12 protein-coding genes and 2 pseudogenes are annotated in these 26,677 nt (G+C 65.2%); 7 read left to right on the top strand and 7 right to left on the bottom strand.

The genetic code is table 11. The features are described from left to right. Window positions 1–15: 15 nt before the first annotated feature. The 5 genes from ACFWO3_RS00070 to ACFWO3_RS00050 are packed head-to-tail and all read right to left on the bottom strand — an operon-like array spanning window position 16 to window position 17,678. Window positions 16–771, bottom strand: a complete 756-nt coding sequence (locus tag ACFWO3_RS00070; protein ID WP_378572435.1) for a thioesterase II family protein — start codon at window positions 769–771, stop codon at window positions 16–18. Further along, the gene (locus tag ACFWO3_RS00065; protein ID WP_378572433.1) at window positions 768–1,805 is read right to left on the bottom strand and encodes a Gfo/Idh/MocA family oxidoreductase; all 1,038 of its coding nucleotides are present in this window, start codon (window positions 1,803–1,805) and stop codon (window positions 768–770) included. The genes ACFWO3_RS00070 and ACFWO3_RS00065 overlap by 4 nt, the downstream gene beginning before the upstream one ends. Further along, entirely contained in the window at window positions 1,802–2,884 is a 1,083-nt protein-coding gene (locus ACFWO3_RS00060; RefSeq protein WP_378572431.1) for a saccharopine dehydrogenase NADP-binding domain-containing protein, read from the bottom strand. The genes ACFWO3_RS00065 and ACFWO3_RS00060 overlap by 4 nt, the downstream gene beginning before the upstream one ends. Further along, window positions 2,881–8,484, bottom strand: coding sequence for an amino acid adenylation domain-containing protein (locus ACFWO3_RS00055; protein WP_378572429.1), 5,604 nt, complete (start codon window positions 8,482–8,484; stop codon window positions 2,881–2,883). The genes ACFWO3_RS00060 and ACFWO3_RS00055 overlap by 4 nt, the downstream gene beginning before the upstream one ends. Then, a complete protein-coding gene (locus ACFWO3_RS00050) occupies window positions 8,481–17,678 on the bottom strand; it encodes an amino acid adenylation domain-containing protein (RefSeq protein WP_378572427.1) in 9,198 nt (3,065 codons plus the stop codon). The genes ACFWO3_RS00055 and ACFWO3_RS00050 overlap by 4 nt, the downstream gene beginning before the upstream one ends. 217 nt (window positions 17,679–17,895) lie before the next feature. Here ACFWO3_RS00050 and ACFWO3_RS00045 point away from each other — a divergent pair, with 217 nt between their 5' ends. The 4 genes from ACFWO3_RS00045 to ACFWO3_RS00030 all read left to right on the top strand — a co-directional run bounded on the left by ACFWO3_RS00045 (window position 17,896) and on the right by ACFWO3_RS00030 (window position 23,431). Next, entirely contained in the window at window positions 17,896–19,461 is a 1,566-nt protein-coding gene (locus tag ACFWO3_RS00045) for an MFS transporter (protein ID WP_378572425.1), read from the top strand. An 81-nt stretch (window positions 19,462–19,542) separates the two neighbouring features. After that, on the top strand, window positions 19,543–22,779 hold the full coding sequence (locus tag ACFWO3_RS00040) for an SNF2-related protein (protein ID WP_378572422.1): 3,237 nt from the start codon (window positions 19,543–19,545) through the stop codon (window positions 22,777–22,779). Window positions 22,780–22,853: 74 nt separating this feature from the next. Next, on the top strand, window positions 22,854–23,057 hold the full coding sequence (locus tag ACFWO3_RS00035; RefSeq protein WP_378572420.1) for a ribbon-helix-helix protein, CopG family: 204 nt from the start codon (window positions 22,854–22,856) through the stop codon (window positions 23,055–23,057). A gap of 11 nt (window positions 23,058–23,068) precedes the next feature. Next, window positions 23,069–23,431, top strand: a complete 363-nt coding sequence (locus ACFWO3_RS00030; protein WP_378572418.1) for a type II toxin-antitoxin system death-on-curing family toxin — start codon at window positions 23,069–23,071, stop codon at window positions 23,429–23,431. On the opposite strand, the gene ACFWO3_RS00025 is transcribed toward ACFWO3_RS00030, so the two are convergent. Continuing rightward, on the bottom strand, window positions 23,363–24,013 hold the full coding sequence (locus ACFWO3_RS00025) for a pentapeptide repeat-containing protein (RefSeq protein WP_378572416.1): 651 nt from the start codon (window positions 24,011–24,013) through the stop codon (window positions 23,363–23,365). The genes ACFWO3_RS00030 and ACFWO3_RS00025 overlap by 69 nt on opposite strands. A gap of 79 nt (window positions 24,014–24,092) precedes the next feature. On the opposite strand from ACFWO3_RS00025, the gene ACFWO3_RS00020 reads away from it, so the two are divergent. Together ACFWO3_RS00020 and ACFWO3_RS00015 are read left to right on the top strand one after the other, a co-directional pair. Next, the gene (locus tag ACFWO3_RS00020; protein ID WP_378572414.1) at window positions 24,093–24,689 is read left to right on the top strand and encodes a TetR/AcrR family transcriptional regulator; all 597 of its coding nucleotides are present in this window, start codon (window positions 24,093–24,095) and stop codon (window positions 24,687–24,689) included. A gap of 82 nt (window positions 24,690–24,771) precedes the next feature. Beyond that, window positions 24,772–24,975 carry a hypothetical protein gene (locus tag ACFWO3_RS00015; RefSeq protein ID WP_378572412.1) on the top strand — a complete coding sequence of 68 codons (204 nt, stop codon included), beginning with the start codon at window positions 24,772–24,774 and terminating at the stop codon, window positions 24,973–24,975. Here ACFWO3_RS00015 and ACFWO3_RS00010 read toward each other — a convergent pair. Then, a pseudogene (locus tag ACFWO3_RS00010) lies at window positions 24,951–25,912 on the bottom strand (ISL3 family transposase); the annotation flags it as partial. The gene ACFWO3_RS00015 and the pseudogene ACFWO3_RS00010 sit on opposite strands and share 25 nt — an antisense overlap. A gap of 112 nt (window positions 25,913–26,024) precedes the next feature. Between ACFWO3_RS00010 and ACFWO3_RS00005 the strand changes: the two are divergent. Continuing rightward, window positions 26,025–26,677: pseudogene (locus ACFWO3_RS00005) on the top strand (IS1634 family transposase); the annotation flags it as partial.

The following is a 26,677-nucleotide window of genomic DNA, read 5'->3' as shown; positions in this document are numbered from 1 at the left end:
GCGCCCTAGTCCCTTCTAGGTCACTGCGGCCTTTCGGGTGTCGGCGACGACCGAGGCGAGGTACCTCTGCACCCCGGCGCTGTCCGGTGTGAAGTAGAAGTGGCCACCCCGAAACTTGTCGATGCGGATCTCGCCCCGCGCATGCGCCTCCCATGCCGGGATCCCCGCTTGTGCGACGTCGGGGTCGGAGTCGCCGTAGATGACATGGACGGGGCAGGACACCGTGTCGTCCTCGTTCGCACGGTACGTCTCGACCAGTCGATAATCGGACCTGATGAGCGGCAGAAACATTCGCGCCAACTCCGGGATCGCCAATGCCGCCGCGCTCCGTTCGTCCAGCGATCCCACGTGGGCGATCAGATCCTCGTCGGAGGCGAGGTGCCAGGTGTCTGCGGTGCCGATCGTGGGCGCGTCGGCCCCGCTGACCACCAGGCCGAGGATCGGGCATTGCCGCCCTTCGAGTTGCCGAGCGGTCTCGAACGCCACGTAGCTACCCAACGAGTGGCCGAACAGCAACGTGGGACGTGCGTGTGCCAGCGGCGCAATGGCGTCGGCGCACTCGACGGCCAGGTCCTGGACACTCTCGGCGAAGGCTTCCTCGGACAGCATGTCCCGTCCCGGATACGTCATGCCGTGCAACTCGAGCGATTCGGGAAGCGACAGGCACCACGGTGCGAAGTAGCGGGGGCTGCCCCCGGCATGGGGGAAGGTAACCACCGGGGTCGCTGATGGTCGGGTGTTCGCGGACAGGGCCTCGAAGAGGACGGTCATGGGGAAGTCAGCTCCTTCGCCGTGATGTGCACGGGTGAGGTCGGTTCGATCAGTTCGGCGGGGCCGAGGGCGGCGGTGAACTCCGACCACAGACGGGTGGCCCGGATGAAACGCTGCGACAGCGGGCGTCGGCGTTGCGCGATCGCCTGCACGAATTCTGCTACCGCGTAGCGGACACCGTCGGGCCACAGCTCGTGACGAACCTCGCTGAGGGTGGGGTCGAAGTCGGTCCCGACGATTTCCGACATGGGGGTATCCACCACCGTCCGGTCCTGGCTCCGCCAGTGTGTCGCACCGTGGGTATGGGTCAGGATCAGTTCGCCGGCACGAGTGCCGACGGTCACCTCATGCATCAGCTGCGCGTAGTTGTCGGGGTCGGATGCGCACAGTTCGTTCTGGACGAGCAGGTCGACCGGGACCGCACCCAGGGTGAGCCGTCCGGATGCGAACGGGCCACCCGTCGACTTCGGCACGTCGATTCGCGCGGGTGCGAGCGCCGGAACCAGATCGGCGAGGATGGTGAACATCGGGTACGCGACCTGGAGCGAACATCGGGCATGCACATACTCCACAGGAGATTTGGAGGCCACTACCTTGGTTGCGGAGACGAATTGACGCACCGGGGCCAGTGAACTGTAGAAGTCGTTGACGGCGTACATGACGGAGTGGCGGGCCGCCGTCTTGAGCAGATCGAGCATTTCGTCCGCGTGGACGGGTTGCTCCTGCAGAACGTTTACTCCACGTTCGAGTAGGTCGGCGGCGAGGCGACTTCCCGAGCCACCGACGATGCCCGAACGGACGACCACGATCGCGATATCGACAGGCGGAACGTCCGCGATACTCGTATACAGCGGGATTCCCCACCGTTCGGCAAGGTCGATGGAAGTTTGCGACCCGGTCCCGACCACCCCGACGAGACTCACCGGAGAACTCGGCGACATCAGTGCCTCCGCGTACACGGCGCCGAAGGTTGCGCCGACCACCACTGCAGTGGGCCGGTCGACGTCCAGGCGGGCCGAATCTTGCGGTGTCACAGTGCTCCTTCTTCGACGGCGTCCTCGCTGTCTCCGTTGTCGACCCGAATCGTGAGTCCGGCAACGAGCGGTGGCAGGTCCGTCAACAGTCGAGCGGGCCGGGCAATCTCCCACAGCGGGTGAACTCCCGCCGGCATGGTGGTCACGATGCTTGCCGCCCACGCCGCGACGGCCCCGGTCACCGCGTAGCTGTCCTCGGCAGTGAGCACGAAGGTCGCCTGTGCGCAGTCTCGTTCGGCTTCCGCGACGAGTGTGAAGTACGGGTCTTTGCCGAACAGGTCGAGCTGTGAGGCGGCAAGGACGTCGTCGGTGTTCGCCTCCCCTGCCTGCATGCGTTGGACGGCAAGTGCCGTACGAGAACCGTCGCTGACATTGAGCCACTCCACATTCGGCACCGCCAGGTGCGCTGCCACCGATGCGGTTTCGGAGTCGAGATGCGCATGTGAGGTGGCGGATGCCGAAAAGAACTGCCGAGGCGGGGCCAGCCGTTGCACGCAGTCCGTGGGGTGGATCCGTTCGCGGGCACCGTCGCGCAGCACCGTCGACACGCCGCCGGCCTCGTTGCCGGTGAGGCTGGCCAGGTACTCGGCGATCGCTGCTCCGGTCAACGGCTGCAGTCCGCCACACCAGGCCGTCAGCCGCTGCGGGGTACCGCCCAACTCGTCGGCCGCGATTCGCAGTGCGAGACCGGACAATCCCGGTTGAATCCCAGCTTGCACGAGGGCCGGAACCTGCGGTGCGCTCGCCCGCAGATCTTGAAGCAGAGCCTCGTCGACACCGGCATCGACGTAGGCGGCCCCTGCCGCAAACGATGATTCCGCAACGGAGCGGCTGTACCGATAGGAGGGTCCGGCACAGTTCACAACGACGTCGACGCCTGCGGCCAGCTCCCCGATCCGTTCGACGTCTTGCACATCGGCGACCGCGGTCTGCACCCCTGGCGCCGCCTCACACGCGGTGCGCAGGCGCCCTGTATCGCGTCCCGCCGCGGTCACCGACACCGACCGATCGGCTACCAAGGTTTTCAGGCACGAGCGGCCCACTGCTCCGGTCGCGCCGAGCAGCAACACCCGGGTCATGCGCCGACCTCGACGGTGGTGCCCCAGGAACCGACGAGCAGGTCGGCGACGGCGTGGGCGTTGTCGCCGGTGAGGCAGTCGAAGTGGTTGCCCTCGATCTCGGTGATCGCCAGATCTCCCAGGCAGTACTCGTGCCAGAAATCGGTCATGTCCTCCTTCAAGGTCGGCAGGAAGTGAATATCGCCGCGTTGCCGCAGGAAGTGAATATCGCCGAGATACGGCTCCTGCGCGCCGCGAACCACCGCGCGGAGGCTGTGCAGGAACACCGACCGCAGTTCCAGCAACGATTCGACCGTCCACCCCTGCCCGAGGGCACCGGAGGAGGCCAGCACCTTCATCCGCTGTTCACCCGGTTCCGGCCCGTCGGCCAGCGCCGCCGCCAGCGAGGGGCTCAACTGCCGGAGCGTGCCTGCCGGGATGACGTCCTCGTGCACCGCGCGCGCCTGCGCGAAGGCTTCGACGAAAGCCTCGTCGTCGGACGGCAGTCCGAGATCCTCGGCGCGCACGCCCATGATCTGCGCGAAGCAGTAGTCGAGTACGTCCTCGTCGTCGATCTCGAGTGGCAACCGGTACGAGCTGACAACGGTGAGATCAGCGACCCGCACGCCCGCTTCCTCGAGATACTTGGCGATCTCGGCGGACAACAGCCCGCCCATGCAGTACCCGACGAGGTGCACCTGCGAGGGTGCCAGGGCGATGATCGCTTCGCTGTATCGGGCGGCGAGTGTGGTGAACAGCTCGCCGGGAGCGATCTCGAGGTAGCCGTCACCGGGAACCCTGCGCACTCCGTACAGCGCAGGGGCATCCACCTCGGTCTGTGCGGTGGCGTGGGCGGCGAGGGCTTCCACGAGCTTGTCGTAGGGCCGGACTCCTCCGCTGCCGTCGTGAACGAACACGGCGACCGGTCGGCCGGAGGTGTCAGTGCCTGGGCTTCCAGGGTCGCCTGGACTCAAACGCACCAGCGGCGAGGTCACCGGGTCTGCGCTACCCGTGTCACCTCCGCCGGGATTGTCCCCGCCTTGCACGGCGTTCGCGGCACCCGCCAGGCTCGGATCGGACACCATTGCGCGCAGCAGGTTGTCCCATGCCGAGGCACCGGCCTCCGGTATTTCTTGACGCATCCGGCCGATGGTCTGAGCCAGGAGCAGGGAGTCGCCACCGAGACCGAAGAAGTCGGACTGTGGGGTCAGTGTCCGAGCATCGGGCAGGCCCAGCACTGCCGCCCAGATCTGCCCGATTCGAGTCTGCATCTCGTCGAGTCCGCCGTCGCCGTCTGCCTCCGACATCGTCTCCGCCCGGGCGGACAGAAGACGCTGCAGATCGGCCGCCACCGACGCCCTGTCGATCTTTCCATTTGCGGTCAACGCCAGCTCCGGGACCACCGCAATGTGCTGCGGCACCATGTAACCCGGAAGGACCTGCTGTGCAGCCGCCGTGACCGTGGATGTCCGCAACGCGTGGGCGAGCGAATCCGATTCGCACCAGAACACGTGTTGTCCGAGCTTGTCGAGCACGTGTCCGGGGGGTGGGAAACTGAACACCGAACCGAACTCGGACCGATCGAGAACGTCGTTCCACTGTGCGTAGGTCAGGAACGTCGAGTTGCCTTGCGCTCGAGCATCGGTGAAACCTTCGAGGCCTTCCTTGAACTCCATGGAGATCATCAACGGATGATTGGTGACGGTCGAGTCGATGAATCCCAGTGCACCACCGGGGATCAGCAACCCGTCCAGCCTGGCCAGGCATTCCTCGACGTGCGTAGCGTTGTGCAGCACGTTCGCGCAGATGATCACATCGAACGATGCGGCCGCGAAGCCTTGCAGCGCAGGGTCCGTGTTCAGGTCGAACTTCCGGTAGTCGACAAAGTCGTACTCGGCGAACATCTCCCGCGCCTGACCGAGGAAGAACTGCGAAACGTCCGTGAACGTGTAGTGGACGTTGTACTCGGCAAGCGCCTCCACGAGCTCCTTGCTGGTGCCGCCGACGCCGGCGCCCACCTCCAGGATGCGCAGGGGTCCAGCCGCATCATGGCGTTTCGCGCGTTCGGTTACCGCCGCGACCACGACACCGTTGGCGTAGCGACTGAGCAGGTTGTCGCGGTATGCCGCCGCCGCCGTGTCGGTGGACCCTTCGGGAAACAGCAGGGCCAGCGGGTCGATTCTCCCCGCCATCAGTCCCGGCAGGTCCTCGATGCACCGCTCCACGTAGGCCAGCAAATCGTCCCCGTAGTCGATGTCGCGGGCCAAGGCGCGAACGTGCTGCCACTGCCTCACACACCGGTCGAGGTCGAAGGTTGTGGTCAATGCGAGCTCACTGCCCTGGTGCTGCGCGAACCCCTCCTCGACGAGCACGTCGACCCAACGGTGCAGCAGACGCCGATGTCCGATGGGCGCGTTCATCCGCCGCCCCAGCTCGTCCAGCCCGATCCACTCACCCGCCTCGGCGACTGTGGACAATGCCGCGACCATGCTGTGCAGGGCCGCCGATTTCGCCGCCTCGGCGAACGTGGTCAGCGCATCCTCGGCCAGGTCTTGGGTGAGTCGGCGGTGGGTCTGTTGCGCCGCAAGTGCCACCGCAGCGGAGGTGTCGCGCCGTCGGCAGATCTCGTCGCCGTCGGCGGGCCCCGGCACGACCCGCGCGCCCAAGGTGCTGTGGTGCCGATCCCCGATGACGCACGCCACCGCCGCGGCAACCCCGTCGAGCCTGCCCAACGCGGCCTCCACCTCGGCGAGTTCTATTCGGTGCCCACGGATCTTGACCTGGTTGTCACGTCGACCGAGCAGCTCGACGACCCCGTCGTTTCTCGTGCGTCCGTAGTCGCCGGTGCGGTAGAGCCGTTCCCCGCTCAGCGGATGCGTCACGAAGGACTGGGCGGTCCGCTGTTCGTCACCGAGGTAGCCGAGCGCCAAACCCACTCCCCCGATGTGAATCTCGCCGATCTGCCCTGGCGCTGCCGGTTCCCCGCGGTGGGTGAGCACGTGAATGCTTTGGTTCCGCAGAGCACGTCCGTACGGCACACTGCGCTGGTACTGCTCGCCGCCGAGCGGATGGCAGATCGACCAGATAGCGGCTTCGGTGGCACCGCCGAGGCTGAACGCGAGAGCCTCCGGGGCGGCCTGGGCAATGCTGTCGGGTTGGGTGACCGGAATCCAGTCTCCGGACAGCATGATCCGCCGTAGCCCCGGCAGCGCGGCCGCACCGGCAGGCCGCTCGGTCTGCGCATGCTCGAGGAGCAGCTGCATCTGCGCGGGAACGGAATTCCACACGGTGACGCCATGCTGATCGATGGCGTGCAGCCACGCCTGCGGGTTCGAGCGGTCGGTTCCTTCCGGGACAACAACACTGCCGCCGACTGCAAGGAGCCCGAATATGTTGTAGACGGACAGATCGAACGTGTGCTGAGAGACGGCCAGCACCGCATCGGTTGCGGTGATGTCGAAGCGCTCGTTGAGGTCGTCGATGGTGTTGACGACGGCCGCGTGCGAGAGCTCCACCCCTTTGGGCGTTCCGGTGGAGCCCGAGGTGAAGATGACGTAGGCGACATCGCCGGGGTCGACCTCGCTGCGGAGGTGGCCTTGAAGATCGGCATCCGGCATCGGTGTCGACCAGGTCTCCGGTCGGCTGAGGCGCTCGGCGATCGAACTGGCCGGATCGACGAGGGCGGAGAGCTGACATTGCTCCGCGATCTGGCTCACCCGGGCGTCGGGCCAGCGTACGTCGATGGGGACGTAGGCGGCGCCGCACAGGAGTGCCCCCACAATCGCGGCGATCTGGTCGGCGCCCTGCTCGAGACGGACGCCGACGTAGTCACCGCGCCGAACCTCGGCGACTCGAAGCTCATCGGCCACCGCGGCGGCAGCACTCGCCAGCTCGGCGTAGGTGACGGCCCGGTCGCCATGTCGGACCGCGATCGCATCGGGGGTCCGCTGGGTTTGCCGAAGAAAACCGCTGTGCAACAACGATCCTGCTTGCACCCCTGTCCAGTCGAGGCGTGTCGATTCAGGGGCGGTGGCCGGCAACAACACCCGGTCCCAGGACCCCCGATCCGAGCACAGTGCGGTGAGAGCGTCACCGAAGTCGGCGAATGCGCGGTCGAGGATGTCGGGGGCGATGGCGTCGTCGCGGGTGTCCCAGTTGACCTCGACTCCGCCGTGCATCTCGGTGACCTGACAGTCCAGCAGCACCTGCGGTGTTTGGCTGAGTCCACGATCGGTTCGCGGGATCAGGATGCCCCCGGTCTGCTCGTGACCGGCCACCTGGCCTCGGGCCGCACCCAGGGTGGACGTGAACACCACCGGCGATTGTTCGCCGAGGTTGTTGTCGCGCCGGGCGAGTTGCCGAACGATGTCGACGCCGGATACCCGGTAGTGGTCCATGTCCTCGAACAGCCGCTCCCCCACGCGCCGAGCGGCCCCAGCGAAGGTTTCCTCGGCTCGGACGTCGACCTCGAGGGCGCTGGTGCCGGTGAAGTCACCGACCAGCTCGGCCACCTCGGGCGTCAACGGTCGACGGTTCATGGTGGTCAGCATCAGCAGGAAATGATCGCGATCGCCGTACCGGCCGAGGGCACGACCGAAGGCGGCCAACATGGCGGCGTTCGGTGTCAGTGCCCGTTCGCTGGTGCAACCGAGGAACGTCGACCATTGTTCGGGGGTCAGCCGCAGTGACCGCCGGGTGAACGTGGGCTTGCTCTCGTCCCCACTGCTCTCGTCCCCACCGTCCTCGCGCTCGGGGACCAACGGCAGCGCGATCGGAGGCGGGAGAGTGTCGAGGCGGGACTGCCAGTAGTCGAGATCGCGTTGGCGCTTCTGCGCCTCGATCGCCGAGACGTCCGAGCGGGTGAGGTTGAGGACGTAGTCGCGGAAGCTGAAATCGAAAGGCGCCAGTTCCACTTCGGTGTCGAGCAGACACCGCTCGAAATCACGCATGACGATGGCGATGCTGACGAAGTCCGCGATGAGCAGGTCGACCGAGAAATGAACGACCGTGTCCTCGGGGCCGATGGTGACCACCAGGTCGAACATCGGCCCGGTTCCGGGGGTGTAGCTGCGATGCGCCAGCGTTTGTGCGAGTTCTTCGCGCAGGCGGTCCACCTGCGCCGCGGAGTCGCTCGTGTGGATGGTCAGACCGTGGACGGCCTCGGATGTGCTGTCATCGGCGAGCGGTTCGACGTATTGGTAGCCGTCGGGGTGGACGATGCATCGCAGCATCTCGTGCCGGGCGACGACCTTGTGCCAGGCGGCGCGGATCGAGGCTGCATCCGGAGCCTCCACACCGGCGGTGTTCGATTCCGGATCGAGGAGGAATTCTGCGTACCCGTGGCATCCGACGCCGCCCCAACGAAACGCGTTGGTACGGCCGAGAAGGTAGGAGGCCTGCACGTCGGTGAGTGGAAACGGCGCATACCGATTGTCCGGCTCGCTCACGACGGTCTCTTCGGCGGCGATGATGGCCATCACCTCGGGTTTTGCCTCGACGAGGGCTGATTTCAGGTCCGCGCTGAGAACACCGCGCGGCGCCGAGAAGCGCAGATTCTCTCCGTCGATCCACAGTTTCACGCCCGAGTTGCGCAGCTGTCCGAGCAGTTCATGGGGGGTCATAGCATGCCTTCCTCGACGTCGTCGTCGGAGGTTTCTGTTTCTGCGGCGTCTGCGACCGCGCGTTGGATCGCTGCGGCGAAGTCCGCAATGACGGGGTGCGCGAACATCATTCGTAGTGTTGCGGCAGCCGAGATCTCACGACTGACCTGTTCGACTACCGCCGTCGCGGTGACGGAATCGCCGCCGAGTTGGAAGAAGTTCTCGTTCGGGTTCACTGCCGATCGGCCCAGAGCGAGGGCACAGATCTGCGCAATCCTCTCCGGCAGGTCGGTGCCCGAGGCGCTGGCTTGGGTTTGGCTGGGCGCCTCCGACTTGGATGCGGCCGAGGACGTCAGGTTCTCGACCAGCCGATCGAGATGGTGTCGTGCCGTCTGGGCAGGGATGGCCTCGGTGACGAAGTCCCAGGACAAGCGGAGCTGCCCGGAGTCCTCCCACACCTGGAAGTCGAGCACCGTTTGCGGGGTCTGCGATGCGCCGAACACCTGCTCACCAAAACTGAACACCCCGCCGCTGTTGTTGTCGCGCAAGCCGAGCCCACTGGTGAACACGACCGGGAACATCGCCGCCTCCGGCGATCCGTGGTGGCCGAGCAGTTCGCGTTGCAGCCACACCGCATCCGCCGCACGATGCGAAATGTCCGCCATCAGCTGTACCTGGATGGCGCGGGCCCGCTCCCAGATCGATCCGGGTCGGTCGAAGCGGCATTCGAGCAGGATCAGCGACGTGAAGTCGCCGACCACGTGCTCGATTCCGGCCACGGCCGGGTCGCGGTCGAACATGGTGACGTTGATGCAGAAGTGATCGGCACCTGACCATGCCGAGAGCACCTCGGCGTAGCTGGCGATCAGCAGCGCCGACACCGTCACCCCCTCGCTGCGGCAGTGCCCTCTGGCGGCAGCCCATGTGGTCGCGTCGAGCCCGGCAACGACGCGATCGAAGACCGGCCGCTCGATGTCGATCACGGTGGCACTGGGAACGATCCGCGGTGCCGGCGGCAGGCTCGACAACCGCTCCCGCCAGTACCTACGGGCGCTGGCAAGCTGCGGAGTTCGGGCCTCGTCCCGCTCACCCGACAGCGTGGGGTGAGAGTTGACGTACTCGGCGAACGTCGTCGGGATCGCCGGCAACTCCGATGCCGGAAGTCCCCGGTACAGGTGGTCGAGTTCGGCGAGCACGGTCATCATGCTGGCCCCGTCGAGCAGCATGTTGTCCATGCTGATCCCGATCAGCGTCCGATTCCCGTCGAGCGACTGGATTCCGATGTCGATGCCCGGCCGGATCGTCAGGTCGATCACCTGGTCCTGCATTGCCGAACGAACGTCGGCCTGCTCCCGCACAACGGGTTCGAGCGGGTGTTCGTGAACCGTCGCGATGGCGTCGTCGGTGGTCGTGCGCAGACCGGGGTGACGCCGGATCACCTCGCGGACGGTGTCGGTGAATCGCGGAACATCCACATCGTGTGCGGTGAACTCGAAGTAGCAGTGTGCCGCCACCCCGCTGAGCACATACCCGGGCCTGCGACCGGCGGCATAGGCCTGCTGGATGGGGGTCAGTGGATACGCGAATTGTTCGACCGCGTGGCCGGACGCTGGGAGTCCCCGCTCTGGCGAGGAACCTTCGTGTGACGCCGATACCCGCTTCCCACCGAGGTGTTCGACAAGCTCGCCGAACACGGGGTAGTTGAACAGGTCGACCATCGATACCTGGTCGTACCCGGCCTCGTGTAGCTGGGTGTAGATCCGTGTTGCCGCGAGGCTGTCACCGCCGAGTAGGAAGAAGTCGTCTTCGGCGGACGGGGTCACTCCGAGGTGGAGTTTCCACAGGCCTGCCAGTAGCTCTGCCGCGGAGCCGGATGTCGACGCACCCGACAGGGGGACGTTCTCTTCTGGAACGAAGCTCGGATCCGCAGCCGCGCTAACCGCAGAAACGGACGTGGCCGGGGCAAACGGAGGACATTCCGTGTGCGGCATCCCGGGTCCGTTCGAGCGTGCAAGGATCGTCAGCCCAGGCCCCTGTGCCGTCATCTGCCACGGCGTCCACCCGTGCTCGTTCAGGAACTGCCACCACCGGTCCGGCGAGTCCGGCTCACGGTCGATCACCGCCGGTTCGAGGACTGCAGCGCTGACGAGAGAGGCCGCTGTGAATCGGTGGTTCTCGGCGAGCCACAACCACCCATCCTGTGCAACGGGCACATTCGCCACCACTGAACCGGCATCGGCGAGTTGGTGCAGCGAGCCGAAGCACAGCACGATGTCGAAGGGATCACTCGAGGTCAGGTCCGCGGGATCGATATGGCGGACAGATGATGCAGAGGGGCGCTCTGCCGCGATCGTCCGCCGCACGGGGTTCGGCTCCACCGCAACGTATTCGGCAACCACCGGCCGCAATGCGGCGTGCACACTTTCGGTGATCAGTCCGGTGCGCGAACCGAGTTCGGCGATGCGCAGCGTTCTGCGCACCGTCCTCGCGTGCGCGAAGACGCGCTCGACCAGATCCTCGATTCCCGTCGCCACTTGCGGCTCTTGCAGCAGCAACGCCTCCGGTGACAATTCGACATCCCCCAGCAGCACGTGCGGTGAGGTTGTCCCGGTGACGATATCGGCGAGGCGTCGACCAGCCCGATGCGCGCGGTCGGAAATGCCGGACGTAGGTGACTGTGCATGCCATCGGTGTACGAGTTCGCGGTACTCGGGGGAAACGGGACGACTGCCCTCCTGCGCGAGGCACTTCAATGCACCAGAGATCGCCGCGATCGGGAAGCTATCGCCGGGTTCTACCTCATGAGCGAGCGACGAGGGGTCCAGATGTGCGCGCACACTGCGCTCGAACGCGGCGAACGCCTGGGACACGGCCGATTCGGCCAAAGCGCCTTCTGCCACGTCCCAGCTGATACGGATACCGGCGTCGTCGTCTTCGACCTGGCAGTCCAGGTGCACGCCTGGGGTTCGGGTGAGAGTGCGTACGTTGCGCAACGAGCCGGTTGGCGGCCGGCCGACTCCCAGGGTGCTGGTGAATACCACCGGGTAGCCGCCCGGGCGCGCGGACCTTGCTGCGGCAATCGCCGCGGTGCCATCGGCCGCCGCACCGACTATGCCGCGAAGCTGCTGCGCCACCGCGCGTATCGCCTCGGACGAGGCCGGGCGATTCACCGAGTAGTCGCTCTCGCACAGGAACAGCCGGGTGAAGTTACCCAGTGTTTCCAGCTCAGGAGCGGCGTAGTCGGGCCGGTAGGTGCGTGGGATGGAGATGGCGAACCGTTCACCGGCGCCGACCGAATGCAAGGCGTCCGTGAACGCCTCGAGGATCACCGCTGTCGGTGTCACCTGCGCGGTGCGCGCCACCGCGCGCAGCTTCTCGTGATCGGCACCCGTCAAGGTGAAGGTCCGGCGGGCGAACCGCACCGAAGAATCGACGCCGACACCGGCTTGTTGCGCCCCTGCGGCGACCGGCAATTCGGGCGGTCCGGCGACGGAGGCAGCACCTCGTGAGCCCGGGTCCGGATCGTTGCTTTCATCCAGCACGAAACGTTGGAAAGTCTCTCCCGTGCCATCGATGCGGGCAGGCCGCGGGAGATCGTCGTAGTCTGCGAGGATCGCCGACACCACGGTGGCAATGCTCCGTGCGTCCAGGGTCAGGTAGTTGACCAGTAATCCCACCGATGCCGGTGCCTGCTGTGCGGCGAAGCATTGCAGGGCGGGAGCATCACGCAGGTCGAGTTCCACACCGCCGAGGTGGCCGAGGAGCGAGTCCGGATCGTCGTCGATTCCGTCCACGATGTGCACTGCTGTGGGCCCGGACTCGGCCCGGATTCGCTGGGTGACATCCGTGTCCAGACGACAGCGCAGCATGTCGAGCTCTGCGGTGCAGCGTTCGACCACCTTCGCGAGCTTGTCGAGATCGATCGGAGAGCGGTCCTCGTTCTCCAGAACGATCGCGAATGCAGTCGGCGACTTGATGACATTGCGCATGCCGGCGGCCCCGAGTACATACGCCTGCTGCAGTCGGGTGAGCGGGAACGCGCTCACGGAAGCTGTTCTGCTGGAAGTCGTGCTGTCGGCGGCCCTGCTGCCGGAAACCCTGCTGCCGGCAGTCATACGTATGGAATCCGGTGAAACCGAGCGTTCACCCAGCACACACTCGGCAGCGAAGTCCCGCAGCGTCTGTTTACCGAGAAGTGTTTCCACGTCCGCGCCGATCACGCCGCGGCGCCCCAAACGCGAGCACACCTCGGTTGCGCGCAGGCTGTCGCCGCCGAGGGCGAAGAAGTTGGCTTCCACGGTGAACGAGTCGGCCGGCACCTCGAGCACCTCGTGCCAGACCTGCGCGATCACCTGCTCGACGGAGTTCAACCCCCGTGCATCGGTGTCGGGTCCCGTGGTCACCGACCGCTCGACCAACTGGGTAGCGGCGCGGCGATCGACCTTGCCGTTCGCGCTGCGCGGCACGGTGGTGGCGGGCACGAAGGTGCGGGGCACCATGTATGTAGGCAACCGTCCCGCGGCAAAGACGCGCAGCTCCTCGTCGACAGGGTGTGCCCCGTTTGCCGGGCACACCACACAGCCGAGCGCGGTGTTGCCGGCAATGGGGACCACCACAGCGGAGTCGACGGCCGGGTGATCGCGCAGAACATGCTCGACCTCACCGCATTCCACACGATGCCCGCGGATCTTGACCTGGCTGTCGATGCGGCCGAGGAATTGCAGTGTGCCGTCGGGCCAGTAACAGCCCAGGTCCCCGGTGCGGTACCAGCGGGTGCCGTCCGTGTCGGCGCGGAAACGTTCGGCGGTGAGTTCGGGGGCATTGTGGTACCCGAGCGCGACCCCTTCTCCGCCGATCCACAGTTCTCCCGGGACGAGATCGGGTTGATCCAGGCCGTGCTCGCCGACCACCCGGTACATCTGGTTGGTCAACGGAAAACCGTACGGAATGGAGGCCCACGCCGGGTCGACCTCGTCGACGACGAATTCGTTCGACCAGATCGCCGCTTCGGTGGCGCCACCCATCGCGACCAGTCGCGCGTTCGGGGATGCCTGCCGAAGCCGTTCGGGAAGATCCAACGGGATCCAGTCGCCGGAGAGGAAGACCGCGCGCATACTCGACAATGCGGTGTCGTCGGCGCGCGCCGCGATGAGCAGCATCTCCATCAATCCGGGCACGGAGTTCCACACCGTGACGCCGAAGGAGCGGATCAGATCACGCCAGCGGAACGCGTCGCGGCGGGCGGCATCGGAGATGGTGACGATGGCGCCGCCGCAGCTGAGCACACCGAAGACGTCGTACACGCTGAGGTCGAAGTCCAACGCGGACACCGCCAGCACGCAGTCGTCCCGGGTGATCCTGTTGCGCGCGTTCACGTCGAGCACCGTGTTGAGGGCGGCGACGTGTGAAAGCACCACACCCTTGGGCTCGCCGGTCGAACCGGAGGTGTAGATGACGTAGGCCGGTTGTTCCGGGCTCACGCGGACCGGCTCGCACGGGTCGCGGACAATCATGTCCGCCAGCACCTGCTCGACGATCGCGGACGAGGTGTCGGTCGCCTTCGGCGAGAGGGAATGACGGATCAGCCCCCGCATTCCGGATCGTTGACGGATCTTGTCGACCCGCTCGACCGGTTGATCCACCGAGATGGGCAAGTACGTGCATCCGGCCATCAGTGTGCCGAGGACCGCCACCACCTGGGACGGACCCTTGGGCAGTTGGATACCGATCACGGCGCCCGGGCTGTGGTGTTCGGACACAGCCGTGGCAACACCGCGTGCATATCGGTCGAGCTCCCGATACGTCAGTCGCGGCTGGGAGCCGTACAACGTGCGGTCGGCTTCGTCGTCTTCGTATTCGTCCGCGCTCCAGCAGATGGCGGTGCGTTCCGGCGAATCGGCGACTCGTGCGAGGAACGCGTCGAACAGTAACCCGTCCGGCAACGGTGCGCCCGTGGCGTTGCGGTCTGCTCGAATTGTGCGGCACCGCTGAGGAAGACCGACCGTCAGCTGTTCATTCCAGTCGGTCGAACCGGCACGCTCGAGAAGGTCGATGTAGGCGTCGAACATGTCGTCGACGACCCCGGGTGGAAAGCAACTCGAGCGGTAATCCCAGGAGACCATGATGCTGTCGTCGAGAGCGCAGCACTGGTTGTCGATCAAAACTTGCGGGGTCATCGACGTCGCCTGATCGACCGATCCCAGGGTGGCGACATCATCGCCGGCGAGCAAAGTGGCTTCACCGGCGTAGGTGAACACTACCGGCGCCAGGCCGGAATGCCCGCTTCCGCCGGTGACCTGCTCGCGCAGTGCGGTTCCGCTGTCGGCGGACTGCAGCGCGGCGCGCAACCCCTGCTGCGTTTCTCGCGCATGACTGAGCAACGACGCGCCAGGAGTCAACGCGCAATGGTGAAGCCGCACATCGGTGAAATCACCGACCGCCCCGTCGTTGACCGGGGTGCGGCCGAACGTGGTGAGGTTGACGATGAACTCGACGCTGCTCGACCACCGTTGCAGCACCAGGTTGTAGCAGGTGAGCATGGCTGCTGCCCGGGTGACGCCCGCCTCGTGTGCGGCGGCGTCGATGGCCGCCAGCGTGTGCGCCGAGAGGGTGCGGTGGCGACGACGGAACTCGATGTCGCGTTCGGGAATCTGCGGCAGTTGTGGGCCTTCCGGCAGCGAGCCGACCACCGCGGGAGCGGGCAGGCCCTGTGCGGGAAGACTCCGCGCTGGAGGAACGGGCGCCGGCAGTGTTTCACCGCGGTACAGGGCGGCGAGATCGCGCAGCACGATTCCGATGCTGGTGACGTCCGCGATCATCAGGTCGATGGCCACATGCAGAATCGATGCATCCGGGGTATGGGTGAGTTCGATCGTCCAACACTGCCCGGCGGCCACGTCGAACCGCTGATTGCGGAGACGGTCGCGCACACCGAGGAGATGGGTGTCGAGGTCCACTGAGGTGTCGGCGTAGTGATGGACGGTCAGTTCGACCGGCTGCGGGCTCGGATCGATGACGCAACTATCGGGGGTGGGGAAACTACTGCGCAGCATCGGATGCCGGGCGGCAACAGCGTTCACGGCGTCCTGCATTCGCGCCGCATCGAGGCGCGCACCGACGAGTTCGAAGTAGGTTTGACACCCCACTCCGCCGAGTGGTTGCTGTGGATCGCGTCCGACCCAGTACGCCTGTTGCAGCGCGGTGGTGGCGACCGCGGTCGGTTCCTCGGCAGACGCCGGTTCACCCGAATCGGGCGCGGTCTGTGGTGTCTGCTCGAGCAGACGTTGCCATGCGGCGATGGTGGTGCTCGCGTACAGGTCGGCGAACTCGAGACGGCGTCCTCGTGCGGCCGCCCACGAGACGAAGTCGGCCGTCATCATCGACGTCAAACCGAGTTCCACCAGATCCACGTCGGCGGTGAGCTGTTCGGGTCGGCGCCCCAGCCTTCCGGCGACGAAGCGCACCACGTCGCTGTGTTCCTCGGATGCTGCGTCCGACCGGAACGACGACCGGTACACGACGTCGATGTCGTCGTCGGCGAGTCTGCGCACCACCTCGCTGCGCCGAATCTTTCCGGACGTGGTCAGCGGGAGGGTGCGGGGCCGAACCCAGTAGATGTGGTCGGGGGTGGTGTCGTGTTCGGCGAGGATGCGCCGGGTGATGATCCGCGCCAGGTCATCGAGATCCTCTGCGGAACTGTCGGTTTCGATCACGAGCGACCATTCGGAGGTGTCGAGGCCCGGCTGCACGGCACAGGCGCTCCCCCGGGCCAGGCCGAAACCGGCGTTCTCCGCGGTGGCCTCGATGTCGTTGGGGAAATGGTTCGTTCCCGCAACGATGAGCAGGTCACGGTAGCGTCCGCAGATGTAGAGCTCACCGTCGCAGCGCACCCCCGCATCACCGGTCCGCAGGAAGGGCCCCTGGCCGTCGCTGGTCCTGGCCTCGAACGTCGCGGCCGTCGCCGCCGTCCGACGCCAATATCCCGCAGGCATTCCAAGTCCGGTGACCCAGATCTCGCCTACCTGGCCGTCTTCGAGGATCGTTGCACTGTCGGGATCGACGATGTGTACGTCCCAGCCGATTGTGGAGTCGCCGCAACTGACGAGTGTGCGAGTTCGTGTGGCGTCCGCACGCGTTGAACTCACGGGAACTGCTCGACCGCGCTCGAGGCCGGAGGCATCGAAATCGGTGGCACGCCAGGGGCGGGAGCGAACGGTGCCGCTCACACAGAGCCCCGCCTCGGCGAGCCCGTATTGGGGTGACATCACATCGGGTGCCAGCCCCGCAGGAGCGAAATGGCCGGTGAACGTACGGAGGGTATCCGCCCGTACCGGCTCGGCACCGTTGGTGGCAATGCGAAGGCAGGAAAGGTCAAGCGTTGCAACAGCTTTCTCGTCGAAGGCGTCGATAGATCGTCGGTAGCCGAAATCGGGTCCGGCAATCCAGTTTCCGCGCACCTGGGAGACCGTCTCGAGCCATATTCTCGGTGATCGCACGAAGTCGTGTGGCCTGATGAGGGTGGCCGTGCCGCCGCTCAGCAAGGGGCCCAAGATGCCCCAGAACATGCCCATGTCGTGGTAAAGGGGTAGCCAGCTGACTGTGCGTATGGGTTCGGGGCGGTTCCACACCGTCGAGATGATGTCGACTTGCCGAAGGATCGAGGCGTGCGTATTGACGATGCCCTTCGGGTCGCCAGTGGATCCGGAGGAGTACTGCAGAAATGCGGGGGCATCCGGCCCGAGCAGAGATGCCGGCGCAGGGTCGCGTATCGGATCCGAGCCTTGGGCCGTACACACAGGAACTCCGGCCAGCGCTGAGTCACTGCGGACCGCGTCGACCAGTTCGGCCGAGGTGTAGACGGCAGACGGAGCGCAGTCGAGCAGAACTTTGCGTGCTCGCGCGAGGTACCGCTCGGGGGACCGCGTCGACGGGATGTACACCGGCACTGCAATTGCTCCGGACTGCAGTGCGGCAAGGAAACCGGCCACATAGTCCGCGCCGCTCGGTAACACCATCGCGACGCGGGCACCGGGCTCCACACCTTCGAACGCAGCGCCGCAGACTCTGTCCACCTTGTCGGCGAGCTGGCGGTACGTCCATTCATCGAACCCGTCGGGGCCTACGAGGCGGATCGCCGTCCTGTCGGCCTGGCTTCGGACAGAGTCTGCAAAAACCTGAGAGACGGTCTGATCCAGTGAGTCGGTGTGGTCATGCAATTCTTTCGATGGCAACTCTCCGAAAGAACTCTTCAACTCGATCGTCTCCATTCTCTACCCATGCGGGTTCATAGACTCGCTCGAGCCCGGTAGGGCATCGACGCTCAACCACCCCCCGGTTCAACCACCCCAGGAAGACTCTAAACGATAATGATTATCACTATCGGCTGTGTATGGTTAGCCAACGCAAACAGAAGGCGCCAACACGAGGAGAGGTATGCGAGACGGGGCCGAAACCGAACAGCAACCGGACACCGGTGCCGCGAACCGACGGTGGACCACCTTCGTCGCTGCACTGGCATGCTTTTTGATGACTCTGGACGGAACCGTCATCAACGTGGCACTTCCGTCGATCCAATCGGATCTGCACACGTCTCTCACTGGGCTGCAATGGGTGGTCAATGCCTACATTTTGGCGTTCGCATCGCTGCTGCTCACCGTTGGAAGCCTGTCGGATCACGTGAGTCGCAAGAAGGTGTTCCTGACCGGAACCGTAGCCTTCACAGCGACCTCCGCTCTGTGCGTATTTTCACAGTCCGAGGCCATGTTGGTTACGTCACGTGCGTTGCAAGGTGCCAGCGCGGCGTTGGTGTTCGGTACCTGCCTCGCACTTATCGCAGACGCCCACGCCGGCGCCGACCCCGAACTCAGAAGAAAGGCGGTCGGTGGTGCGATGGCTGCCGGCGCGGCGGCCGCCGCCCTCGGGCCGCTGATCGGTGGCGGGCTCGTGGAGCTCGGCGCGTGGCAGTGGATCTTCGCGATCAACATTCCGATCGGGATCGTGTTGGCGCTTGCGACGGCCGTCAAGGTGCCCAACAGCACGCCGGCGGCCACCACGGGCCGAACCGACTGGGCCGGGGCAGTAATGGTCGTGGTGCCGCTCTTCGGCCTCAACTACGGCCTGCTGACCGGCGCTGATTCCGGATGGTCTCAGCCGGACGTGGTCGCCGCCCTGACCATTGCCGTGATCGCCGCGGTGATCTTCATCCGTCACGAACGACGGTTGGGCACCGACGCGTTGCTCGATCTGTCACTGTTTCGTATTCCCACTTTCACTGCGGCAATCGTCCTCGGCCTCACGGTGCGATTCCTCAGCTTCGCCCTGTTCCCGTTCCTGATTTTGTGGCTGGCCGGAGCACACGGTCTGTCGGCTTTCCAGATCGGCCTGGTCATGACGGCGATGGCGGTGCCGCTGATGGTGACTGCAGCAGCCAGTGCGCCGCTTGCCACCGTCATCGGAGTCGGCAAGACGATGGCGGTATCGATGGTCATCACCGCAGTCGGACTGTTTCTCGGCCTCCTCATCGGCGACGACGCCGAGTGGTCGGCCATGATGCCGAGTCTGGTCGTAGTCGGTATCGGATGTGGTCTGGCCATGCCACATCTGATGAACCTGGCGACCGACGTCGCACCTCCGAACAAGGTCGGAATGGCAACGGGCGCCGCAAACACGGCGTTTCCGCTTGGCACCGCAGCAGGTATCGCCATGTTCGGTGCGGTGATCTCCGGGTGGGTCCGGGCAAAGATCGACGAGGCAGGGCTGGGTCTGCCCACGGAACAAACTCACTCGTTCGCCGACGCCGTCCTGGCCGGCATGCTGCGCTACCCGAGCGAACTGCAAACCGAGCTGGCAACCTCGGCCTTCACCGGAGGACTGCGGCTGATCTTCGTCGTTGCCGGGTGCGGCGCACTCGTGGCGGCAGTGGTGTCCGCACTCCTCATCCGTGAGAGCGACCGCCGAGACGACGCGACCGAGCCTGCAAGGGAACCGTCGACGCCCTGACCGAGCGTTCCGATGGGGAGTGGGCGCGGGTGGGACGTTGCACGGTTCGTCGCGTTCGCCCGCGCGGCTATCGTGTAGGCCATGTTCTCGCCCGCGGACCGCGACCACACCATCGCAACGATGGTTCGGACTGTCGGGCAGGTCACCTACGACCGAGGTGCCCGCTATGCGCGCCGGGGTGCGGTCGTCCAGTTGGATTGGTTTCCGGAAGAGCGGGTGGCGATCGGGCTGGTCGACGGGACGGACCTGTACCGCACAGAGGTGACGTTCGCTTCCGGCACGAGCCCGCTGGAGTTCGCTCTCGGACAGTGCAGTTGTCCGGTTCGGATGAACTGCAAGCACACGGTGGCGGTGACGATCGCGTTGCTCGAGAATCCACCTACCGAACCCACCTCAGAACCCCTGTCCTGGGAGGATGTGCTCAACGCTGCCCTCGGCAGTCATCAGGTCGAGCCCGCGGATGCGGTCCCGTTGGGTCTGCAACTGTCGCTGACTCCGGGCGCTCGCTCACAGTTCTGGCGGCTGAGTGCACGCATTGTCCGGCCTGGTAAGTCAGGTTGGGTCAGCGGAAATCTGAACTGGTCGAACCTGGGAAACATGTTCGAGGCGAACCGCAGGCACCTGGCCCTGTTGACCGAGTTGTATGCGCTCCATCAGGCAAGTAGTCGGCGCACCTACGCGTACGGCGCCGTGAAGGACATCGATCTGACGACGGTTGGTAGCCCCAAATTGTGGACGCTGCTCGACGAGGCCGCGGAGGCCGGCATTGCGCTGGTGTACTCCGGTAAGCGCGCCAACCGCTTCCCGCACCCGGGCGCCGCCGAACTGTGTGTGGACATCGATGACACGGGACATGGAAGCGGCCTCGAGGTCACGCCCACCGTCGAGTCCGACGATTCCGAAATGCCGGTGATCGTGATCGGGTTCGTCGGGTCGGACGCGCACGGTGTGCTGTATTTGCGGCCAGAAGACACACACGCGATGACCAGCGCGCAGTGGCCGTTCCGGATCGCTCGCCTGTCCGGCACGATTGCGCCCGCCATGCAGGAACTGTTGGTCGAGAACGCCTCGATTACCGTGCCCGCCGAGGATGCGGACCGTTTCGCCGCCGCCTACTATCCACGGTTGCAGCGGGCGGCGAGCGTCCGATCGGTGGCGGACTCGTTCACCGCGCCCACAATCTCCGGACCTGAGCTGCTGCTCGATGTCGGCTATCTGCCGGGGCACCGAACCGAGCTGCATTGGCTGCTGCGCTACACCATCGGCGACGGCGTGCACGAAGTGGAGCTGACCCCGGGCAGCGACGAGCCGTTCCGCGATGCGGGGCGCGAACGGTCGCTGCTTGGTGGCCTGGACCTACCGCTCGAAAAGTACGGTTTGCTCGCAGATGACGGCGAGTTGCTGCCACGGGCGACGCTCCAGGGCTTGGACACCGCGCGGCTGACCACCGAACTGCTGCCGCTCCTGCACAACCGCGAGGACGTGCAGGTGCGAGTAACGGGCGCCCCTGCCGATTACCGGGATGCAGGTGATTCCTTGCAGATCGGCGTGGGCACCGATGCCACCGAGGACGGCGACTGGTTCGACCTGTCGGTCACCGTTCGGGTGGAGGACCGGCCGGTGCCGTTCAAAGACCTGTTTGCGGCGCTCAGTGCCGGCAATTCTCATCTGCTGTTCGACGACGGCGCATACCTGTCGTTGGACAAGCCGGAGTTGCGGCGTCTCGAGGAGTTGATCGGCGAGGCCCGTGAGTTGCAGGAGAAGAACTCGGGGCAGTTGCGGCTGAGCCGGTTTCAAGTCTCGCTGTGGGAAGAGCTGGCCGCGCTCGGGGTCGTCGAGCGGCAGGCGGAGCGTTGGCGGGCACAGGTGCAAGGACTGCTGGACGTCGGAGCGATGCCCGAATTGGAGGCACCGGGGACGTTGCAGGCCACGCTGCGCCCGTACCAGTTGGAGGGGTTCCGCTGGTTGAGCTTCCTGTGGTCGCACGGTCTCGGCGGCATCCTCGCCGACGATATGGGCCTCGGTAAGACGGTGCAGTCGCTGGCGCTGATTTGCCAAGCGCGAGAGCAGAGTCCGTCCGATCCCCCGGTGTTGATCGTGGCGCCGACGTCGGTGGTGGCGAACTGGGCATCGGAGGCGGCGCGGTTCGCCCCGCACCTGAACGTGGTTGCGGTGTCGCAGACTTCGTCGAAACGTGGTGCACCGCTGTCGACGTCGATCGAGGGCGCGGATGTGGTGGTCACCTCGTACACCCTGGCTCGCCTCGACGACGAGGAGTACCGAGCCCGGCCGTGGTCGATGCTGCTGCTCGATGAGGCGCAGTTCGTGAAGAATCATCGGTCGAAGGCGTATCAGTGCATGCGGCGGATCGAGGCGCCGACGAAGATCGCGATCACCGGCACCCCGATGGAGAACAACCTGATGGAGTTGTGGTCGCTACTGTCGATCACCGCACCCGGGTTGTTCCCGAATCCGACGAAGTTTCAGGACTTCTACCGCAAGCCGATCGAGAACGGCGGCGACAGTGAGCTGCTTGGGCAGTTGCGTCGTCGGATCCGGCCGTTGGTGTTGCGGCGCACCAAGGAACAGGTCGCCACCGATCTGCCGGAAAAGCAGGAGCAGGTGCTCGAGGTGGAGTTGTCGCCCCGGCACCGCAAGCTTTACGACACCCACCTACAGCGGGAGCGGCAGAAGATCCTCGGCTTGGTGGCAGATGTGGATGCGAACCGGTTCACCATTTTGCAGTCGTTGACGTTGCTGCGGCGGTTGAGCCTGGATGCGTCGCTGGTCGACGACAAGCATGCTGCGGTGGGGTCGGCGAAGATCGACGCACTGCTCGAGCAGTTGGAGGATGTCATCGAGGGCGGGCACCGGGCGTTGGTGTTCAGCCAGTTCACCGGGTTCCTGGACCGAGCGCGAACGCGCCTGGGCGCCGAGGGCATCGGGTACACCTACCTCGATGGCAGCACCCGCGATCGGGCGAAAGTGTTGGGCGAATGGAAGACCGGGAAGGCGCCGGTGTTCCTGATCAGCCTCAAGGCTGGTGGCTTCGGGCTCAATCTGACCGAGGCCGACTACTGCTTCCTGCTCGACCCGTGGTGGAACCCGGCCTCGGAGGCGCAGGCCGTGGACCGCACTCACCGCATCGGGCAGACCCGGAATGTGATGGTGTACCGGCTGATCGCCAAGGACACCATCGAGGAGAAGGTGATGGCTTTGCAGGTCCGCAAATCGGAACTGTTCGCGTCCGTGGTGGACGAGGGCGGGGCGTTCAACGCCACGCTGTCGGCGGAGGACATTCGAGAACTGTTCGGATAGTGCCTGCCCGTCGGGGCTTTCTCCATGCACGGCAACAGATACCACCACGGTATCACTGGTGATACCGTGGTGGTATGCCTATGACTCTGCGCCTATCCGACGACGAAGCAGCCGCGCTGCGCGCTCGTGCAGAGCGCGAGAATCGGTCCATGCAAGATGTCGCGCGAGCAGCGGTGCGCGAGTACGTGGAGAATCACAGCAGGGCGGAGTTACTCGACCAGGTGCTCGATGAGGAGCTGCCTCGTTACGCGGAGGCACTGGAGCGTCTCGGTCAGTGATCTACCTGACCATGCCTGAGTTGATCCACGTGGCAGAACGGACGCTCGATGGAGTGGTTCCCGTACGCGACCACGGTCTGCTGGAAGCAGCGTTGGCACGTCCGAAGACCACTGTGCTCGGCGCCGACACCTACCCCAGCCTCGCGGAGAAGGCAGCCGCCTTGATGCATTCCCTCGCCCGCAATCATGCCCTCATCGACGGCAACAAGCGACTCTGTCTCGCCGCCACGCTCGCATTCCTGGGTGTCAACGGGCGCCGGCTCACCCTGTCCAACGACGAGGCCTACGACCTGGTCATCGCTGTCTCAGTCGGAGAACTGGACGATGTTCCCGCGATCGCCGAACACCTCAGCCGACGCAGTGAGGCTCGATGAGCGGTCGTCCGAATATGAGGTGCCGTCCGGCATGATGATCTCGGTCAGGTCGGCACCGTCCAGATTTGCAGTGTCGACGCGTGCCCCGGTCAGATTGGCTTTGCCCAGGTAGGCGCCGGTCAGGATCACGCCAGTCAGGTCGGCGTCGGCGAGGTATGCGCCGGTCATGTAGGCACCGGAGAGGTCCGCTCCGCCGAGCCCTGCACCTCCGAGGAATGTCGACGTCAGATAGGTCATCGTCAGGTCGGCATCTCGCAGGCAGGCACGCGTGAGGTATGCGCCGGTGAAATTGGCATCGTGAGCGGCCACTCCGGTGAGGTTTGCCCGTGCCAGATCCGCCCCGACCAGCTCGGCGGACGTGAGATCAGCACCCACCAGGGCCGCATCCGTGAGGTTTGCTCCCGACAAATCTGCGCCCGTGAGATCGACGCCCGACAGGTTCACACCTGTCAGATTCGCTCCGGCCAGATCGATGTCGACGAGACCGATCCACGCCGAGTCGCCCGACGCCCGCATGTCGTTCCAGGCGGCAACATCAGAGTGCAGCAAGTCGAGGAAGCGTGCCGCCACTGTCGTTGTCATCGAACCTCCAGACTCGTTGTTGACAGCGTCAACGTAACATCGGCTTGTTGACAACGTCAACCTCGCCTATTCTGCGTGAATGCCAGAGCGAACCCAGGACACTCGCCGCTCCCTACTCTCCGCGGCCAGTGATCTCTTGGCACAGGGCGGGCCGGCACACGTCACTCTCCGCGCGGTCGGCGCGGCGGCCGATGTGTCGCGGACCGCCCCATACCGCCACTTTCGAGACAAGGACGACCTGCTCAGTGCGGTCGCCGGAGAGAACCTGACGCACCTGAAGCACGAAATGCAACGTGCAATCGCGGAACCGTCGACCACTTCCACGCCGCTGTTTCGCGCCTGCCTCGCGTATGTCCGTGTCGCCTGGGACTACCCGAACCACTACCGACTCGAGTTCGGCGGCGACTACACGTTCACACCGAGTCCGGTTCTGGAAGAAACTGCCGCCGACTTCTCCACGTACTTCAACGAAGTTGTCATCGAGGCGCAACGAACGAAGACCCTCATCGCCGCCGACGCTCGGGATGTCGGTCCACTCCTCTGGGTCATCCTGCATGGGTTGGCCATGTCCAACCACCTGATTTCCAACAGGGCGTGTGAATCCGAAACAGGCTACGACGCCGAGGATCTGCCGCGTGTTCTCGACCTGGCCCTGCGCAGCCTCGCCCCGAAATGACGGGCCGGATGCGACGGGTCGATCCAACTTCCCCGTCGAGGACATTTCGAAAACTATTCGGATAGCAGCGAGAGGAGCCAACTTGAAATTCACCGACACAATCGTCTCGAAACAAGGGCGATACTCCGTCGGGATCGAAGAGGAATCCGGTAGACACTACGTTTCGATCCCGGTGAGTAACGGCATCGTTGACTACGAGGAATACAACAAGATCGGACGTGACAGCTATGACCTCTTCCGATCAAATCGGCTCTTCCCGTTTCAGAGTGCGTTGATTCGTTCCTGAATCTGACCGGAGTGGATCAGCGACCGCAAGATGTAGTGGTCGAGGTTGCGGAAGCCGAGGGCGATGCCGCGCAGATGTTCGAGGCGGCCGTTGATCGCTTCGACGGGTCCGTTGGAGACACCGACGTCGAAGTAGGCGAGGATCTGGTGACGGCGTCGCCACAGACTCCACCCGAGTTGCGCGAGTTCTTCGAGCCCCTTCGGGAGTCCTGTTCGAATGCCTTTGAGGCACTTGAGCATCGCCAGATTTCCTGATCTGCGATCAGGGTTGGAAGTAGGCGGCGATCAGGTCCTGATAGCACCAGGCGGTGACCTCGACCGCCACATGGGCGTCGTCCGCAGCCAACGCCGTCTCGAGCTTCGTTTTCTGTGTGTCGGTGAGCAGATCGGTACGCGTCAACAGGACCCGGCGGATCCCGTAAAGCGAATCACCGACCCTGCCCCGGTGCCCGCGGGTGTCCTGTTGGATCCGCTGGCGACATCCGGTGACCTTCTCGGCGGCCAGGTGCACCACATGAAACGGATCCATCACCGTCCGCGCAGCAGGTAGCGCGTCAGCTGCGGCGGTGCGGTAGCCGGCGAACCCATCCATGGATACCACCTGAATCCTGCTGCGGAAGTTGGTCTCTCGCTTGCTGAGCCAGTCGGAGACGACCGCACCCGAACGACCCGCGACCATGTCCAACAACCTGGCCGGACCGGTGCCGTCGATCACCGGTGTCAGATCCACGATCACGGTCACGAACGACGGATCACCCTGCCCGCGACAGTGTTTCCACTTGTGCTCATCGACATCGAGGTAGCGCACGCCATTGAGGTGTTCGGGCCGGTCGACCACGATCTCGCGGGTCAGTGAGACCGCCAACGCATTGACGGTGCTCCAACCCCACCCCGAGGGCTCGGGCGACCGCGGAGACGGACATCTTGTCCACCGCCAGGCCTGACTTGCGCAGGTTGAAGGCGGTTGCCGGATCCGGTTTATGTTTGTGCTGGTAGCGCGATTGCGGGTCGGCCGATCGGGGCACTAATCGGTCGGTAGGATCGCCGATCGTGGCAGCTTATATCCGGAAGGTTCGGACCGCGTCGGGTGCGACGGCGGTGCAAATCGCCGCGAAGGACGGTGGCCGCCACAAGATCCTCGAACACCTCGGTTCCGCGCACACCGACGGTGAGTTAGCGGCTCTGGTGCAGACGGCCCGGGAGAAATTGCAGGCCGGCCAGCAGGAACTCGACCTCGACCTTGGTTTCAGCAATGAGGGTCGGGGGTCGGTGATCGCAGCGAAACGGTCCCGCTGGCTGATCGAGGCGATCACCACGGCGTGGTGTCGGCTGGGTTTCGATGTGATCGACGACGAGGCGTTCTTCCAGCTCGTCCTCGGCCGGATCGTCGAGCCGACGTCGATGAGCGACACCAACCGGGTCGTCGGCGATATCGGGTTGACCCCCGCGCACCGCAACACCTACGCCAACGCACTCAAACGTTGCGCCGCAGCCGATTACCGCGATCAGGTCGCGAAGAAATGTTTCGAGCATGCGGCCGAGACCGGTGGCCTGTCCCTGGTGCTCTACGACGTGACCACCCTGTACTTCGAGGCCGAGGAGGAAGACAACCTCCGCAAGGTCGGCTACTCGAAAGAACGCCGGGTCGATCCACAGATCGTGGTCGGCCTACTGGTCGACCGCACCGGATTCCCCTTGGAGAT

This window comes from Rhodococcus sp. NPDC058521 (assembly GCF_042719695.1).
Taxonomy (GTDB): domain Bacteria; phylum Actinomycetota; class Actinomycetes; order Mycobacteriales; family Mycobacteriaceae; genus Rhodococcus_F.
Note: the sequence above shows the minus strand (reverse complement) of the source record. Positions and strands in the feature narration are given on the sequence as shown.

Excerpts from the sequence above, each read along its gene's own strand:
- ACFWO3_RS00060 (WP_378572431.1), bottom strand. The coding sequence starts at position 2,884 with ATGACCCGGGTGTTGCTGCTCGGCGCGACCGGAGCAGTGGGCCGCTCG.
- ACFWO3_RS00045 (WP_378572425.1), top strand. The coding sequence starts at position 17,896 with ATGCGAGACGGGGCCGAAACCGAACAGCAACCGGACACCGGTGCCGCG.
- ACFWO3_RS00055 (WP_378572429.1), bottom strand. The coding sequence starts at position 8,484 with ATGACCCCCCATGAACTGCTCGGACAGCTGCGCAACTCGGGCGTGAAA.
- ACFWO3_RS00070 (WP_378572435.1), bottom strand. The coding sequence starts at position 771 with ATGACCGTCCTCTTCGAGGCCCTGTCCGCGAACACCCGACCATCAGCG.
- ACFWO3_RS00020 (WP_378572414.1), top strand. The coding sequence starts at position 24,093 with ATGCCAGAGCGAACCCAGGACACTCGCCGCTCCCTACTCTCCGCGGCC.
- ACFWO3_RS00025 (WP_378572416.1), bottom strand. The coding sequence starts at position 24,013 with ATGACAACGACAGTGGCGGCACGCTTCCTCGACTTGCTGCACTCTGAT.
- ACFWO3_RS00030 (WP_378572418.1), top strand. The coding sequence starts at position 23,069 with ATGCCTGAGTTGATCCACGTGGCAGAACGGACGCTCGATGGAGTGGTT.
- ACFWO3_RS00035 (WP_378572420.1), top strand. The coding sequence starts at position 22,854 with ATGCCTATGACTCTGCGCCTATCCGACGACGAAGCAGCCGCGCTGCGC.
- ACFWO3_RS00040 (WP_378572422.1), top strand. The coding sequence starts at position 19,543 with ATGTTCTCGCCCGCGGACCGCGACCACACCATCGCAACGATGGTTCGG.